General features: G+C 68.9%; 12 protein-coding genes and 1 pseudogene. 10 read left to right on the forward strand and 3 right to left on the reverse strand.

Annotation, left to right across the window (positions count from 1 at the left end; translation table 11 throughout):
- The first annotated feature begins 88 nt into the window (after positions 1 to 88).
- Genes AC1IQ6_RS23460 through AC1IQ6_RS23470 form a run of 3 tightly spaced genes read left to right on the forward strand, consistent with a single transcriptional unit; the run spans position 89 to position 3100 of the window.
- A complete protein-coding gene (locus tag AC1IQ6_RS23460) occupies positions 89 to 1003 on the forward strand; it encodes an SDR family NAD(P)-dependent oxidoreductase (RefSeq protein ID WP_102775485.1) in 915 nt (304 codons plus the stop codon).
- Positions 1004 to 1010: 7 nt separating this feature from the next.
- Entirely contained in the window at positions 1011 to 1871 is an 861-nt protein-coding gene (locus AC1IQ6_RS23465) for a MaoC/PaaZ C-terminal domain-containing protein (protein ID WP_485865378.1), read from the forward strand.
- Positions 1868 to 3100 carry a CaiB/BaiF CoA transferase family protein gene (locus AC1IQ6_RS23470; RefSeq protein WP_111826395.1) on the forward strand — a complete coding sequence of 411 codons (1233 nt, stop codon included), beginning with the start codon at positions 1868 to 1870 and terminating at the stop codon, positions 3098 to 3100. Before AC1IQ6_RS23465 ends, AC1IQ6_RS23470 begins: the two co-directional genes overlap by 4 nt.
- Here the strand turns inward: AC1IQ6_RS23470 and AC1IQ6_RS23475 are convergent, their stop codons facing one another.
- The gene (locus tag AC1IQ6_RS23475) at positions 3101 to 4624 is read right to left on the reverse strand and encodes a fumarate hydratase (RefSeq protein ID WP_111826394.1); all 1524 of its coding nucleotides are present in this window, start codon (positions 4622 to 4624) and stop codon (positions 3101 to 3103) included.
- Positions 4625 to 4783: 159 nt separating this feature from the next.
- Positions 4784 to 5551, reverse strand: coding sequence for a crotonase/enoyl-CoA hydratase family protein (locus tag AC1IQ6_RS23480; protein ID WP_102775481.1), 768 nt, complete (start codon positions 5549 to 5551; stop codon positions 4784 to 4786).
- Between the two features lie 235 nt (positions 5552 to 5786).
- Here AC1IQ6_RS23480 and glyQ point away from each other — a divergent pair, with 235 nt between their 5' ends.
- The 7 genes and pseudogenes from glyQ to def all read left to right on the forward strand — a co-directional run bounded on the left by glyQ (position 5787) and on the right by def (position 12054).
- Positions 5787 to 6698, forward strand: a complete 912-nt coding sequence (glyQ, locus tag AC1IQ6_RS23485; protein ID WP_102775480.1) for a glycine--tRNA ligase subunit alpha — start codon at positions 5787 to 5789, stop codon at positions 6696 to 6698.
- Positions 6699 to 8837, forward strand: a complete 2139-nt coding sequence (gene glyS, locus AC1IQ6_RS23490; RefSeq protein WP_485865379.1) for a glycine--tRNA ligase subunit beta — start codon at positions 6699 to 6701, stop codon at positions 8835 to 8837.
- Positions 8774 to 9373, forward strand: a pseudogene (gene gmhB, locus AC1IQ6_RS23495) (D-glycero-beta-D-manno-heptose 1,7-bisphosphate 7-phosphatase); the annotation flags it as partial. The gene glyS and the pseudogene gmhB, both read left to right, overlap by 64 nt.
- Positions 9374 to 9377: 4 nt before the next feature.
- Positions 9378 to 10106, forward strand: coding sequence for a lysophospholipid acyltransferase family protein (locus tag AC1IQ6_RS23500; RefSeq protein ID WP_102775477.1), 729 nt, complete (start codon positions 9378 to 9380; stop codon positions 10104 to 10106).
- Positions 10093 to 11070, forward strand: a complete 978-nt coding sequence (locus AC1IQ6_RS23505; protein ID WP_485865380.1) for a M48 family metallopeptidase — start codon at positions 10093 to 10095, stop codon at positions 11068 to 11070. Before AC1IQ6_RS23500 ends, AC1IQ6_RS23505 begins: the two co-directional genes overlap by 14 nt.
- Positions 11071 to 11106: 36 nt before the next feature.
- Positions 11107 to 11502 carry a lactoylglutathione lyase gene (gene gloA / locus AC1IQ6_RS23510; RefSeq protein ID WP_102775475.1) on the forward strand — a complete coding sequence of 132 codons (396 nt, stop codon included), beginning with the start codon at positions 11107 to 11109 and terminating at the stop codon, positions 11500 to 11502.
- Between the two features lie 18 nt (positions 11503 to 11520).
- Complete coding sequence (gene def, locus AC1IQ6_RS23515; RefSeq protein WP_102775474.1) at positions 11521 to 12054, forward strand: peptide deformylase; 534 nt, start codon at positions 11521 to 11523, stop codon at positions 12052 to 12054.
- Here the strand turns inward: def and AC1IQ6_RS23520 are convergent.
- On the reverse strand, positions 12008 to 14284 hold the full coding sequence (locus AC1IQ6_RS23520; protein WP_102775473.1) for an acyl-CoA dehydrogenase: 2277 nt from the start codon (positions 14282 to 14284) through the stop codon (positions 12008 to 12010). The genes def and AC1IQ6_RS23520 overlap by 47 nt on opposite strands.
- Between the last annotated feature and the right edge of the window lie 132 nt (positions 14285 to 14416).

Below are 14416 nucleotides of genomic sequence, written 5' to 3' on the forward strand. Positions count from 1 at the left end.
ATGCCGTCACGAATCTACCATGGGCCATGCCCGCAAACCAGAAGGGATGATGCGGAACTGTTTTCACATGGCACAGGAGTCAGCTTCAATGAGCGGTATCGTTTCCGGCAAGGTGGTGATCGTTACCGGCGCGGGCGGCGGCATCGGCCGCAGCATCGCGCTGGCCATGGCGCAGGCCGGCGCCAAGGTGGTCGTCAACGACATCGGCGTATCGCTGACGGGCGAAGGCGGCACGGAAGGTCCGGCGCAGGCGGTGGTCAGGGAGATCGTGGCGGCCGGCGGCCAGGCGGTGGCCAACACCGACAGCGTCGCCGCCTACGACAGCGCCAGCCGCTGCGTGCAGACCGCGATCGACGCGTACGGACGCATCGACGCGGTGGTCAACAACGCCGGCAACCTGCGCGACCGCGTCTTCCACAAGATGAGCGAAGAGGAATGGCGCCAGGTGCTGGACGTGCACCTGAACGGCTCGTTCTACATGAGCCGCGCCGCCGCCCCCTATTTCCGCGAACAGGAGTCCGGCGCGCTGGTGCACATGACGTCCACCTCCGGCCTGATCGGCAACTTCGGCCAGGCGAATTACGCGGCGGCCAAGCTCGGCATCGTCGCGCTGTCGAAGTCCATCGCGCTGGACATGGCGCGCTACAACGTGCGCTCGAACTGCATCGCGCCGTTCGCCTGGAGCCGCATGACCAGCTCGATTCCCGCCGAAACCGACGCGGAGAAGGCGCGCGTCGAGAAGCTCAAGAAAATGGAGGCCGGCAAGGTCGCGCCGCTGGCGGTCTACCTGGCCAGCGACGCGGCCCGCGAAGTCACGGCGCAGATCTTCGCGGTGCGCGCCAACGAGATCATGCTGATGAGCCAGCCGCGGCCGCTGCGCAGCGTGCACCACGGCGAGGGCTGGACGCCCGAACTGATCGCCGAAATCGCCGTGCCTGCGATGCGCAAGCACTTCTATGCGTTGGAGCGTTCGCCCGACGTGATCGACTGGGACCCCATCTGAGGCCGCCATGCCCCTGGACTATGCAACCGTGAAGAACTGGCGCTTCGACGAAGTGCGCCAGCGCTACGACGAGAAAGACGCCATGCTTTATGCGCTGGGCATCGGCCTGGGGCAGGACCCCGAGGACGCCGGCCAGCTGCGCTACGTCTACGAACAGGGCCTGCAGGCCTTTCCCACCATGAGCGTGGTGCTGGGCTATCCCGGCTTCTGGGTGCAGGACCCGCGCGCCGGCATCGACTGGGTCAAGGTGGTGCACGGCGAGCAGCGCCTGACGCTGCACGCGCCGCTGCCGGCCAGCGGCGTGGTCGTCGGCAGGAGCCGCAACACCCACGTGATCGACAAGGGCGCGGACAAGGGCGCGCTCATCGTCACCGAACGCACGCTGCACGGCGAGGACGGCGCCTGCCTGGCGACCTTGCAGCAAAGCACTTTCTGCCGCGGCGACGGCGGCTTCGGCCAGGGCGACGCCGGCCCGCCGCCGCTTCCGGCCGCCCCGGACGGCGATCCGGACCTGCGCTGCGAGCTGCGCATCGCGCCCAACGCCGCGCTGCTGTATCGCCTGAACGCCGACCGCAATCCGTTGCATGCCGATCCGGAAGTGGCGCGCCGCGCCGGCTATCCGCGCCCCATCCTGCACGGGCTGTGCACCTACGGCATGGCGGCGCACGCCATCGTCAGGAGCTGCTGCGACTACGACGCCTCGCGCCTGCTCAGCCTGAACACGCGCTTCTCGGCGCCGGTCTATCCCGGCGAGACCCTGCAGTGCGACATCTGGCGCATGCCGGACGGGCAGATCCGCTTCCTGGCCCGCGCCCGCGAGCGCGACGTGGTGGTGCTGAGCAACGGCACCGCGGAGCTGCGGCCATGACGCGCGCTCCCGCCCTGGACGGCATCCGCGTGCTGGACCTTTCGCGCATCCTGGCCGGCCCCTGGTGCACGCAGAACCTGGCCGACCTGGGCGCCGACGTCATCAAGGTCGAGCGTCCGCGCGTGGGCGACGACACCCGCGCCTGGGGCCCGCCGTTCCTGAAGGATGGCGAGGGCCGCGACACCGAGGAATCCGCCTATTACCTCAGCGCCAACCGCAACAAGCGCTCGATCGAGGCCGACATGGCCACGCCCGCGGGCGCGGCGCTGATCCGCGAGCTGGCGACGGCCAGCGACATCCTGGTCGAGAATTTCAAGGTGGGCGGGCTGGCCAAGTACGGCCTGGACTACGCCAGCCTCAGGGAAATCAACCCGCGCCTGATCTATTGCTCGGTCACCGGCTTCGGCCAGGACGGCCCGTATGCCGGCCGTCCCGGCTATGACTTCATGATCCAGGGCCTGGGCGGCCTGATGAGCATCACCGGAGAACGCGACGACCTGCCCGGCGGCGGGCCGCAAAAGGCCGGCGTGGCGGTGACCGACATCATCACCGGCATGTACGCCACGGTGGCGATACTGGCCGCGCTCAACGAGCGCCATCGCAGCGGCCTGGGCCAGCACCTGGACATCGCGCTGTTCGACAGCCACGTGGCGATGCTGGCCAACCAGAACTCCAATTACTTCAACTCCGGCGTGGCGCCATCGCGCGCCGGCAACGCGCACCAGAACGTGGTGCCCTACCAGGTGTTCGCCGCCAGCGACGGCCACCTGATCGTGGCCACCGGCAATGAATCGCAGTACCGCGCGTATTGCGCCGCCATCGGCGCGGCGGAACTGGGCGACGATCCGCGTTTCGCCACCAACCGATTGCGCATCGCCAACCGCGAGCTGCTGGTCGGCATGCTGGCCGCGATCATGCGCCAGGGACGGCGCGACGAGTGGATCGCGAAACTGGAAGCCGCGGGCGTGCCCTGCGGCCCCATCAACGACATCGCGCAGGCTTTCGCGCATCCGCAGGCCGAGGCGCGGCAGCTGCGCCGCGACCTGCCGCATCCCGCGGGCGGACAGGCGGCCGTGACGGCCAGCCCGCTGCGCCTGTCGGAAACCCCGGTGCGGTACCGCAATGCGCCGCCGCTGCTGGGCGAACACACCGAGGAAGTGCTGCGCGACGTCCTGGGCAAATCGCCGCGGGACATCGCCGCATACCGCGCCGGGTTGAAGGCCCCGTAATTACGCCACGGCGACCGGGATCTTGCCGATCCGGGCCTGCCATTCCTTCGGTCCCGTCGTGTGGACCGAGGTGCCCTGGGCGTCGACCGCCACCGTCACCGGCATGTCCTTCACGTCGAACTCGTAGATGGCTTCCATGCCCAGGTCGGCGAAGCCCAGCACCTTGGCGCCGCGGATGGCCTTGGACACCAGGTAGGCCGCGCCGCCCACGGCCATCAGGTAGGCCGAGCCGTGCTTCTTGATGGCGTCGATGGCGACCGGGCCGCGCTCGGACTTGCCGATCATGGCGATCAGGCCGGTCTGCTCCAGCATCATGCCGGTGAACTTGTCCATGCGGGTGGCGGTGGTGGGGCCGGCCGGGCCGACCACTTCGTCGCGCACCGGATCGACCGGGCCGACGTAGTAGATGACGCGGTTGGTGAAGTCCACCGGCAGCGGCTCGCCCTTGGCCAGCATGTCCTGGATGCGCTTGTGCGCGGCGTCGCGGCCGGTCAGCATCTTGCCCGACAGCAGCAGGGTCTGGCCCGGCTTCCAGCTGGCCACTTCTTCCTTGGTCAGCGTGTTCAGATCCACCTGCCTGGACTTGTTGTAGTCGGGCGCCCAGTGCACTTCCGGCCATTCCGACAGGGCCGGCGGGTCGAGGCGCGCCGGGCCGGAGCCGTCCAGCTCGAAATGCGCGTGGCGGGTGGCGGCGCAGTTCGGGATCATGGCGACGGGCTTGGAGGCCGCGTGCGTGGGGAAGGTGTTGATCTTGACGTCCAGCACCGTGGTCAGGCCGCCCAGGCCCTGGGCGCCGATGCCCAGCGCGTTGACCTTTTCGTACAGCTCGATGCGCAGCTCTTCCAGCTTGCTCTGCGGGCCGCGCGCCAGCAGCTCGTACATGTCGATGTCTTCCATCAGCGACTGCTTGGCCATCAGCATGGCTTTTTCGGCCGTGCCGCCGACGCCGATGCCCAGCATGCCCGGCGGGCACCAGCCGGCGCCCATGGTCGGGACCGTCTTGAGCACCCAGTCCACCAGCGAGTCGCTGGGGTTGAGCATGGCGAACTTGGACTTGTTCTCGGAGCCGCCGCCCTTGGAGGCCAGCTGCACGTCGACCTTGTCGCCAGGGACCAGTTCGACGTGCAGGATACAGGGCGTGTTGTCGCGGGTGTTCTTGCGCGTGAAGAGCGGGTCTTCCAGCACGGAGGCGCGCAGCGGATTGTCCGGGTTCAGGTAGCCGCGGCGCACGCCTTCGTCGCACAGTTCCTGCAGGGTGCGCTTGGTGTCGAAGCGCACGTCCATGCCGACCTTCAGGAATACGTTGACGATGCCGGTGTCCTGGCACAGCGGACGCTTGCCTTCGGCGCACATGCGCGAGTTGGTCAGGATCTGGGCCATCGCGTCGCGCGCGGCCGGGCTTTCCTCGCGCTCGTAGGCGCGGGCCAGATGGCGGATGTAGTCCACCGGATGGTAGTAGCTGATGAACTGGATCCCGTCGGCGATCGACTGGATGAAGTCTTCTTCTTTGATGATGACGGACATGGCTATATACGATCTAAAGAAATAACGAAAAGAACGCGCGGCCAGCTGGAGCAGTCAGACACGCGAAATAGAAAGCTTTTTTGCCGCCGGGCCGCCCCAAGGCAAAAAACGCCCCCTCGGGGGGCAGCAAGCGCGCGATAGCGTGCGCGGCGTGGGGGCTCATTTCCCCTGCCAGACCGGCTTGCGCTTTTCGGCGAAAGCGGTGGCGCCCTCTTTCGCGTCGGCCGACGTGAAGATGTGGGCGGCCAGCGGACGCTGGCGGTCGAACATTTCTTCCTGCGTCCAGTCGCCGGACTGCGACACGATGCTCTTGGCGGTCTGCACCGACAAGGGCCCGTTCTCGACGATGGTGCGGGCCAGCTCCAGCGCGCCGGCCAGGGCGCCGCCCGGCTCGGTCAGGCGGTTCACCAGGCCGAAGGCGTGGGCGCGCTCGGCCGTGAACATGTCGCCGGTCAGGATGACCTCCATGGCGATATGGTACGGCAGGCGGCGCGGCAGGCGCAGCATGCCGCCGGCGCCGGCCACCAGGCCGCGCTTGACTTCAGGCAGACCGAACTTGGCGTTGTTGGCGGCCACGATCAGGTCCGAGGCCAGGGTCAGCTCGCAGCCGCCGGCCAGTGCGTAGCCTTCGACCGCGGCGATCAGCGGCTTCTTGGGCGGGCGTTCGGCCAGACCGCCGAAACCGCGGCCGTCCACGTAGGGGCGCTGGCCGGTGGCGGCGAAGGCCTTGAGGTCCATGCCCGAACAGAACGTGCCCCCGGCGCCGGTCAGGATGCCGATGCGGATGTCGTCGCTGCCGTCGAGCTGGTCCAGCGCCGCGGCCAGGGCCTGCGCGGTTTCCAGGTTGATGGCGTTCTTGGCCTCGGGACGGTTGATCGTGATGATCTGGATGCCGTCGGTGACTTCTACCTTGATCAGGTCGGACATGAGGGGCTGCTCCTTTTTCGGGATTCCGAGGAATCGGGTTCCTGGCTTTTATATAAGACTTGGCTCAACCCGGAATCATACGACCATTGGTTGCCCCCTGCTTCCGGCCCCCGCGCGGGCAGGAATGTAACCGTCCATGCGCCGCCCGCCGGCGGGCCGGCCCGGCGCCAGTTAAAATGCCAGGTTTCCCACGCCCAGGGCAGGCCTTGCCCGGCGGCCGAATTCCAAGAATCCTATGCTCACCTTTCAGCAAATCATCCTTACGCTCCAGGAATACTGGGACAAGCAGGGTTGCGCCCTGCTGCAACCCTACGACATGGAAGTCGGCGCCGGCACCTCGCACACCGCCACGTTCCTGCGCGCGATCGGCCCGGAGCCCTGGCGCGCCGCCTACGTGCAGCCCTCGCGCCGTCCCAAGGACGGGCGCTACGGCGAAAACCCCAACCGCCTGCAGCACTATTACCAATACCAGGTCGTGCTGAAGCCGGCGCCGCCCGAAATCCTGGATCTGTACATCGGTTCGCTCAAGGCGCTGGGCATCGACCCCGCGCAGCACGACATCCGCTTCGTCGAGGACGACTGGGAAAACCCCACGCTGGGCGCCTGGGGCCTGGGCTGGGAAGTCTGGCTCAACGGCATGGAAGTCACGCAATTCACGTACTTCCAGCAGGTGGGCGGCCTGGACTGCACCCCGACCACCGGTGAAATCACCTACGGCCTGGAACGCCTGGCCATGTACCTGCAGGACGTGCAAAGCGTGTACGACCTGGTCTGGACCGAAGGCGCCAACGGCAACCGCGTGCTGTACCGCGACGTGTTCCACCAGAACGAGGTGGAGCAGTCCACCTACAACTTCGAGCATTCCTCGGCCGAGATGCTGTTCGCGCACTTCAACGACTACGAAGCCGAGGCCAAGCGCCTAATGGACGTGCCGCTGGCGCTGCCGGCCTACGAGGCCGCGCTGAAAGCCGCCCACACCTTCAACATGCTGGACGCGCGCGGCGCGATCAGCGTGACCGAACGCGCCGCCTACATCGGCCGCATCCGCAACCTGTCGCGCGCCGTCGCACAGGCCTATTACGATTCCCGCGAACGACTGGGCTTTCCCATGCTGGGCCGCGACAAGGCCGCCGGGGAGGCAGCATAAATGACGACGAACATCCGCCCGCTGCTGGTCGAACTGCTGACCGAAGAACTTCCACCCAAGGCCCTGCAAAAGCTGGGCCAGGCCTTTGCCGAAGGCGTGCGCGCCACGCTCGAACGCCACGGCCTGCTGGCCGAGGGCTGCGCCGCGACCGCCTACGCCACGCCGCGCCGCCTGGCCGTGCATCTGTCGGCCGTGCTGGCGCAGGCGCCCGACCAGCCCTACGCCGAAAAACTGATGCCGGTGAAGATCGGCCTGGCCGAAGACGGCAGCGCCACGCCCGCGCTGCAGAAGAAGCTGGCCGCCAAGGGCCTGGAGCACCTGGACGTCGCCAAGCTGGAACGCGAGTCCGACGGCAAGCAGGACTACCTGGTGGCCCGCGGCACGGCCCCCGGCGCGCAGCTGGCCGCCGGCCTGCAGGAAGGCCTGGACGCCGCCATCGACGGCCTGCCCATCCCCAAGGTCATGCGCTACCAGCTGGCCGACGGGGTCACCACCGTCAAGTTCGTGCGCCCGGCGCACGGGCTGGTGGCGCTGTTCGGCGCCGACGTGGTGCCGGTGTCGGCGCTGGGCCTGGCGGCCGGCCGCGAAACGCTGGGCCACCGCTTCATGAGCGCCGGCCCCGTTTCCTTTACCGACGCCGACGCCTACGCCGCCACGCTGGCCGAGCGCGGCAACGTGGTGGCCTCGTTCGAAGGCCGCCGCGACGACATCGCGCGCCAGCTGCAGGACCACGCCGCCCGCCTGTCCGCCACCCTGGGCGACGACCCGGAAGTGGCGGCGCTGCTGGACGAAGTCACAGCGCTGGTCGAGCAGCCCACGGTCTACGTCGGCCAGTTCGAGGAACAGTTCCTGCAAGTGCCGCAGGAATGCCTGATCCTGACCATGCGGCTGAACCAGAAATACTTCCCGCTGTTCGATCCGGCCACCGGCCGCCTGACCCACCGTTTCCTGATCGTGAGCAATATGCGCACGGACGATCCGGTGAACATCATCGAAGGCAACCAGCGCGTGGTGCGCCCGCGCCTGGCCGACGCGCAGTTCTTCTTTGAAACCGACCGCAAGACGCCGCTGGCCGCGCGCGTCGAGCAGCTGGGCTCCATCGTCTACCACAACAAGCTGGGCACCCAGCTCGAACGCGTCGAGCGCGTGCGCGCCATCGCCCGCGGCGTGGCCGAAAAGCTGGGCGGCGACGTCGCCGCCGCCGACCGCGCCGCCCTGCTGGCCAAGGCCGACCTGGGCTCCAACATGGTGGGCGAATTCCCCGAGCTGCAGGGCGTCATGGGCGCGTACTACGCGGCGGGCGACGGCGAGCCCGACAGCGTGGTGCAGGCCCTGCGCAACCAGTACCGCAACCGCTACGACACGCCCGTCACGCAGGAGTCGCTGACCGCCGCCGTGCTGTTCATCGCCGAACGCGTGGAAACCCTGGTCGGCATCTGGGCCATCGGCCTGGCCCCCACCGGCGAGCGCGATCCGTTCGGCCTGCGCCGCGCGGCGCTCGGCCTGATCAGCGCGTTCGAGCAGCTGGCCGCGGGCGGCTGGCTGAAGATCAGCGAAGACGGTCCGCTGTCGCTGGACGGCCTGCTGGAACTGGCCGCCGGCACCTTCCCGGCCGGCAAGATCCCGGCCGGCACGCTGGCCGAGGTGCGCGCCTTCATCTACGAACGCTATCGCAACCAGCTCATCAACGACTTCGACCGCAACGCGGTGGAAGCCGTGATCGCCCTGACCCCGCCGCTGCACCAGGCCGCCGAGCGCGTGCGCGCCGCCGCCGCGTTCGCGCAGCTGCCCGAGGCCGCCAGCCTGGCGGCCGCCAACAAGCGCATCGGCAACCTGCTGAAGAAGGCCGAAGGCGAGATCGGCGCGGTCGACGCGGCCGCGCTGGCCGAGCCCGCCGAGAAAGCGCTGGCCGCCGCCGTGTCGGCGCTGCGCCCGCAGGCCGAGGCGCAGCTGGCCGCCGGCGACTTCGCCGGCAGCCTCAGCACGCTGGCGCAGGTGCGCGAGCCGGTGGACGCCTTTTTCGCCGACGTCATGGTCATGGCCGAAGACCCGGCCGTGCGCGCCAACCGGCTGGCCCTGCTGGCGCAGCTGCATGGCCTGATGAACCAGGTGGCAGACATTTCCAGGCTCGCACAGTGAAACTCATCATCCTCGACCGCGACGGCGTCATCAACCAGGACAGCGATGCGTTCGTCAAGAATCCCGACGAATGGATCGCCCTGCCCGGCAGCCTGCAGGCCATCGCCCGGCTGAACCAGGCCGGCTGGCGAGTGGTGGTCGCCACCAACCAGTCCGGGCTGGCGCGCGGCCTGTTCGACATGGACACGCTGACCGCCATCCACGCCAAGCTGCGCCGCGAACTGGCCGCCGTGGGCGGCGCCATCGACGCCATCTTCATGTGCCCGCACGGCCCCGACGACAACTGCAGCTGCCGCAAGCCGCGGCCGGGCATGTTCGAGCAGATCGGGCACCGCTACGACGTGGACCTGGCCGGCGTGCCGGCGGTGGGCGACTCGCTGCGCGACCTGCAGGCCTCGTCGGCGGCCGGCTGCTCGCCGTGGCTGGTGCTGACCGGCAACGGCAGGAAGGCGCTGGCCAAGGGCGGCCTGCCCGAGAACACGCGGGTGTGCGACGACCTGTCGGCCGTGGTCGACGCCCTGCTGCAGGACGCCTGACCCGATGGCCTGGCTCCGTTCGCTGCTGTACGCCCTGTTCCTGGCCGTCACGGTCATCCCCTACGCCTTCGCCTGCATCCTGTGGGCGCCGCTGCCGCTGCACTGGCGCTACAGGCTGACGGTGGGCTGGCCGCGCCTGGCCATCTGGGGCGCGCGCTTTTTCTGCGGCATCCGCTGGCAGGTCAAGGGCTGGGAAAACCTGCCCGACGGCCCGGCGGTGCTGCTGTCCAAGCACCAGTCCGCCTGGGAAACGCTGTTTTTCCCGGCCTATATGCCGCGCGAGGTCTGCTTCGTCTACAAGAAAGAACTGCACATGGTGCCGTTCTTCGGCTGGGGCCTGGCGCTGTTGCGCATGATCGCCATCGACCGCGCCAAGGGGCGCGACGCCTTCGAACAGGTGGTCAGGCAGGGCCAGACCCGCCTGGACGAAGGCCGCTGGCCGCTGCTGTTCCCGGAGGGCACCCGGGTCGCGCCCGGCAAGGTCGGCCGCTACAAGATGGGCGGCGCGCTGCTGGCCTCGCGCACCGGCGCCGTGGTCATCCCGGTGGCGCACAACGCCGGCGAATGCTGGCGGCGCAACGCCTTCGTAAAGCGTCCGGGTATGGTCACCCTGTCGATCGGACCCGCGATAGAATCCCAGGGACTCTCCCCCGAAGAACTGAACCAGAAGGTTCAGGACTGGATCGAAGGGGAAATGCGGCGTCTCAATCCTGAAAGGTATGTCCAGCCCTGACCAGCTAGAGCTCCTGTTCGACGTGCAGCCGCAAGGCGCGCCCGAAGGCGCCTCGCGGCCGCCCGCCGGACCCGCCGCGTCCGCGCCCAGGCCGGTCCCGCCCAAACCGCTCCACCCCGGCGCCTCGCAGCCTTCCACTGCCGCCGGCGAGCCGCTGCTGACGCTGTCTCCCAACGCCGCCTCGCGCGTGCCCACGCCCTGCCCCGATCCGCTGCCGCCCGGCGCGCGCTGGCGCGAAGTCGCGACCGAGCAGCAGCCCATCGGCTTCGTGCTGCTGCGCTCGCGCCGCCGCAGCATCGGCTTCGTGGTCACGGACGACGGCTTGCGCGTCACCGCCCCCAACTGGGTCACGCTGGGGCAGGTCGACGACGCCGTGCGCGAAAAATCCCGTTGGATCCTCACCAAGCTGCGCGAATGGCATTCCCGCAAGCAGCAGCTGGCCATGGCGCACACCCGCTGGCAGCCCGGCGGCGAACTGCCCTACCTGGGCAAGCGCATCGTCATCGGCGTGGGCGGCGACAGCCGCCAGGCCTATCTGTCGGGCGACGCCGAGGCCCCCGAGGACGGCGACACGCTGTGGCTGGCGCTGCCTTCGTCGGCCGATCAGGGCCGCATCCGCGACGCCGCCCAGGCCTGGCTGCAGCAGCGGGCCGGCGCCTGGTTCGGCGCGCGCCTGGCCCATTTCCTGCAAATCAGCGGGCTGAAGATCCGCCGCTGGCGCCTGTCCTCGGCCGCCACGCGCTGGGGCTCGTGCACCAGCGACGGCAACATCATGCTCAACTGGCGCTTGATTCATTTCGCGCCCGCCATCATCGATTACGTCATCGCGCACGAACTTGCCCATCTGCGCGAAATGAACCACAGTCAGGACTTCTGGCGCGAAGTGGGACAGATCCTGCCCGGCTTCGAAGACGCCAAGAAGATCCTGCGGCGCCACGATCCCGCGTCCCTCCCTCAGTTCTGAGGCGGCGCGCCTCTCCACCGTACAAGGAATATCTCCATGCGTATGCTCCACACCATGCTGCGAGTCGGCAACCTCGACAAATCCATCGACTTCTACACCAACGTGCTCGGCATGCGCGTGCTGCGCCGCAAGGACTATCCCGACGGCAAGTTCACGCTGGCCTTCGTGGGTTATCAAGACGAGTCCGAAGGCGCGGTCATCGAACTGACCCACAACTGGGACACCGACAAATACGACCTGGGCACCGGCTACGGCCACATCGCCCTGGAAGTGGACAACGCCTACGAGGCCTGTGAAAAGGTCAAGCAGAAAGGCGGCAAGGTCACGCGCGAGGCCGGCCCCATGAAGCACGGCAAGACCGTCATCGCCTTCGTCGAGGACCCTGACGGCTACAAGATCGAGTTCATCGAGAAGAAAGGCCGCGAAGACTGAGCGCCAAGAGGCCCGCCCATGATCCACCCCATCCTGAAAATGGGCGACCCGCGCCTGCTGCGCGTGGCCGCGCCCGTGGAACGCTTCGACACGCCCGAGCTGCACGCGCTGATCGACGACATGTTCGAGACCATGGCCGCCGCGCAGGGGGTGGGCCTGGCCGCGCCGCAGATCGGCATGGACCTGCAGCTGGTGATCTTCGGTTTCGACCGCAACGAGCGCTATCCCGACGCGCCCGCGGTGCCGCAGACCATCCTGTGCAATCCCGTCATCACGCCGCTGTCCGACGAGCGCGAGGACGGCTGGGAAGGCTGCCTGTCGGTGCCGGGCCTGCGCGGCCTGGTGCCGCGCTACCGCCGCATCCTCTACCGCGGACGCGACCCCTACGGCCAGCTCATCGAACGCGAGGCCGAAGGCTTCCACGCCCGCGTGGTGCAGCACGAATGCGACCACCTGATCGGCCGCCTGTACCCGTCGCGCATCGAGGATTTCTCGAAGTTCGGATTCACCGAGATCCTGTTTCCGGGCATGGACCCGAAGCAGGACGATTGACGCCGTCCGGCGGCGTCAATTCCTCCGGCGCGAAATCATCCACCTGCAACACCCGCGACACCACGGTCTCGGCCTCCTCGATCTGAGCGGCCTGGGTATCCGTGATGGCGCCGCGCCGGTGCGCCTCGCGCCAGTCGCGCACGCCGGACTGGCGCAGCCGGTCGCGTAGCGGCTGCACCGCGTCGGCCAGCGCGAAGGCGCGCGTCAGCAGGCTTACCGGATCGTCGCCGGCCTGTGCGCCACCCGGCTCGCGCTGCAGGTCGGCGGCCAGCCGCGCATGGGTCGGCGAAGGCCTGAGCAGCAGTTCGGCGCATTCGCGCGTCAGCGCGTCGCCCGGCCCGCGCGCCAGGCGCAGCGGCAGGATGGCCGCGCGCAGGCCCCAGGCCAGCGCGCGCCCGGGCAGGTTGCGCAGCACCTGGTCCATGCTTTTCTCGATGCTTGCATAGCCCTGCTCCAGGCACCAGTGCACCAGGGGCAGGTCGTCGTGCTTGCGGCCCTCGTCCTCCCAGCGCTTGAGCACCGCGGACTGCAGGTACAGCTCCGACAGGATGTCGCCCAGCCGGGCCGAGATCATCTCGCGGCGCTTGAGCGCGCCGCCCAGCTGCGCCAGCGTGGCGTCGGCCAGCAGGGCGAAGCCCGCGGCGTAGCGGCCCAGCCGGCGGTAATGCCCGGCCGTGGGGCCGGAGACCGGCGCGGGCGCCAGCACCCCGCCGGTCCAGGCGCGGCCGATCGCGCGCAGGGCGTTGCGCGCCGCATGGCGCAGGTGGCGCCAGAACACGTCGTGGAACACGGCGATGCCGCGCTCCTCGTCGGGATTGGCCAGCGCCAGCATTTCCGGCATCAGGTAGGGATGGGCGCGGATCGCGCCCTGGCCGAAGATGATCAGGTTGCGCGTCAGGATATTCGCGCCCTCGACCGTGATGGCGATGGGCACGGCGCGGTACAGCGCGCCCAGGTAGTTGCCGGGGCCGTCCATGACGGCGCGGCCCGCGTGGATGTCCATCGCGTCGTTGACCGAGCCGCGCATGCGTTCGGTGGCGTGGTACTTCATGATGCCCGACACCACCGCCGGCTTGACGTCCTGGTTCAGCGCGGCGCAGGTCAGGCGCCTCGCGGCCTCCACCAGATAGGCGTTGCCCGCCAGGGCGGCCAGCCGCTCCTGCACGCCTTCGAACTTGCCCACGGGGATGCCGAACTGCTCGCGCACGCGCGCGTACATGCCGGTGGTGTGCGCGCACATGACGGCGGCGGCGGCCGACAGCGACGGCAGCGAAATGCCGCGCCCCGCGGCCAGCGCGCTCATCAGCATCTGCCAGCCGTGGCCGGCGCGCCCCGCCCCGCCGATCAGCGCGTCCAGCGGCACGAACACGTCGCGCCCGCGGTTGGGGCCGTTCTGGAACACCTGCATGGCCGGCAGATGGCGGCGGCCGATCTCCACGCCGGGCGCGTCGGTGGGCACCAGCGCCACCGAAATGCCGATGTCCTCGGGGCCGCCCAGGATGCCTTCCGGGTCCGACATCTTGAACGCCAGGCCCAGCACGGTGGCCACCGGCCCCAGCGTGATGTAGCGCTTGCGCCAGTTCAGCCGGATGCCGACGAGTTCGCGCCCGTCCACCACCTGCCTGCAGACCACGCCCGTGTCCACCATCGAGGCCGCGTCCGAGCCGGCCTCCGGACTGGTGAGGCCGAAGCACGGCACTTCGGTGCCGTCGGCCAGGCGCGGCAGCCAGTAGTCGCGCTGTTCCGGGGTGCCGAACTGCAGCAGCAGTTCGCCCGGCCCCAGCGAGTTGGGCACCATGACGGTCACGCCGGCGGTGATGGAATAGGCCGAGATCCGCCGCACCACCTCGGAATGCGCATAGGGGGAGAAACCCAGGCCGCCGTAGCGGCGCGGGATGATCATGCCGAAAAAGCGTTCGGACTTGAGAAAGGCCCAGACCTCGGGCGGCAGGTCGCGCCGCGTCCAGGTGATGTCCCATTCGTCCAGCATGGCGCACAGCCGGGCCACCGGGCCGTCGATGAAGCGCTGTTCATCCGGGGTGAGCGCGGCGGCGGGGACGTCCAGCAGCTTGCGCCAGTCGGGGTTGCCGGTGAAGAGGTCCGCGTCCCACCAGGTGTCGCCGGCCTCGATGGCTTCGCGCTCGGTGGCCGACATCGGCGGCAGCGCCTTGCGCGCCCAGCGGTACGCGGGTTCCGAAATGCGGCGTCGGCGCCAGGCATTGAAATCCATGAGCGGTCCTCGCAGTGACGGGTTGCTCCCCTTGGGGCCAAAGTACCAGAATTGCAGCCCTCGGACCAATCCTAGCCCTGTCGGGATGCGACAATGGGCGGCGCAACGAATCGCTATCCGGGCAACTTCCGC

The sequence above is a fragment of the Achromobacter sp. MUI-25009338 genome (assembly GCF_057359325.1).

Coding starts and splice junctions, on each gene's coding strand:
- AC1IQ6_RS23475 (WP_111826394.1), bottom strand. CDS start 4,624: ATGTCCGTCATCATCAAAGAAGAAGACTTCATCCAGTCGATCGCCGAC.
- AC1IQ6_RS23520 (WP_102775473.1), bottom strand. CDS start 14,284: ATGGATTTCAATGCCTGGCGCCGACGCCGCATTTCGGAACCCGCGTAC.
- AC1IQ6_RS23505 (WP_485865380.1), top strand. CDS start 10,093: ATGTCCAGCCCTGACCAGCTAGAGCTCCTGTTCGACGTGCAGCCGCAA.
- gloA (WP_102775475.1), top strand. CDS start 11,107: ATGCGTATGCTCCACACCATGCTGCGAGTCGGCAACCTCGACAAATCC.
- AC1IQ6_RS23470 (WP_111826395.1), top strand. CDS start 1,868: ATGACGCGCGCTCCCGCCCTGGACGGCATCCGCGTGCTGGACCTTTCG.
- AC1IQ6_RS23480 (WP_102775481.1), bottom strand. CDS start 5,551: ATGTCCGACCTGATCAAGGTAGAAGTCACCGACGGCATCCAGATCATC.
- def (WP_102775474.1), top strand. CDS start 11,521: ATGATCCACCCCATCCTGAAAATGGGCGACCCGCGCCTGCTGCGCGTG.
- AC1IQ6_RS23460 (WP_102775485.1), top strand. CDS start 89: ATGAGCGGTATCGTTTCCGGCAAGGTGGTGATCGTTACCGGCGCGGGC.
- glyS (WP_485865379.1), top strand. CDS start 6,699: ATGACGACGAACATCCGCCCGCTGCTGGTCGAACTGCTGACCGAAGAA.
- AC1IQ6_RS23500 (WP_102775477.1), top strand. CDS start 9,378: ATGGCCTGGCTCCGTTCGCTGCTGTACGCCCTGTTCCTGGCCGTCACG.
- AC1IQ6_RS23465 (WP_485865378.1), top strand. CDS start 1,011: ATGCCCCTGGACTATGCAACCGTGAAGAACTGGCGCTTCGACGAAGTG.
- glyQ (WP_102775480.1), top strand. CDS start 5,787: ATGCTCACCTTTCAGCAAATCATCCTTACGCTCCAGGAATACTGGGAC.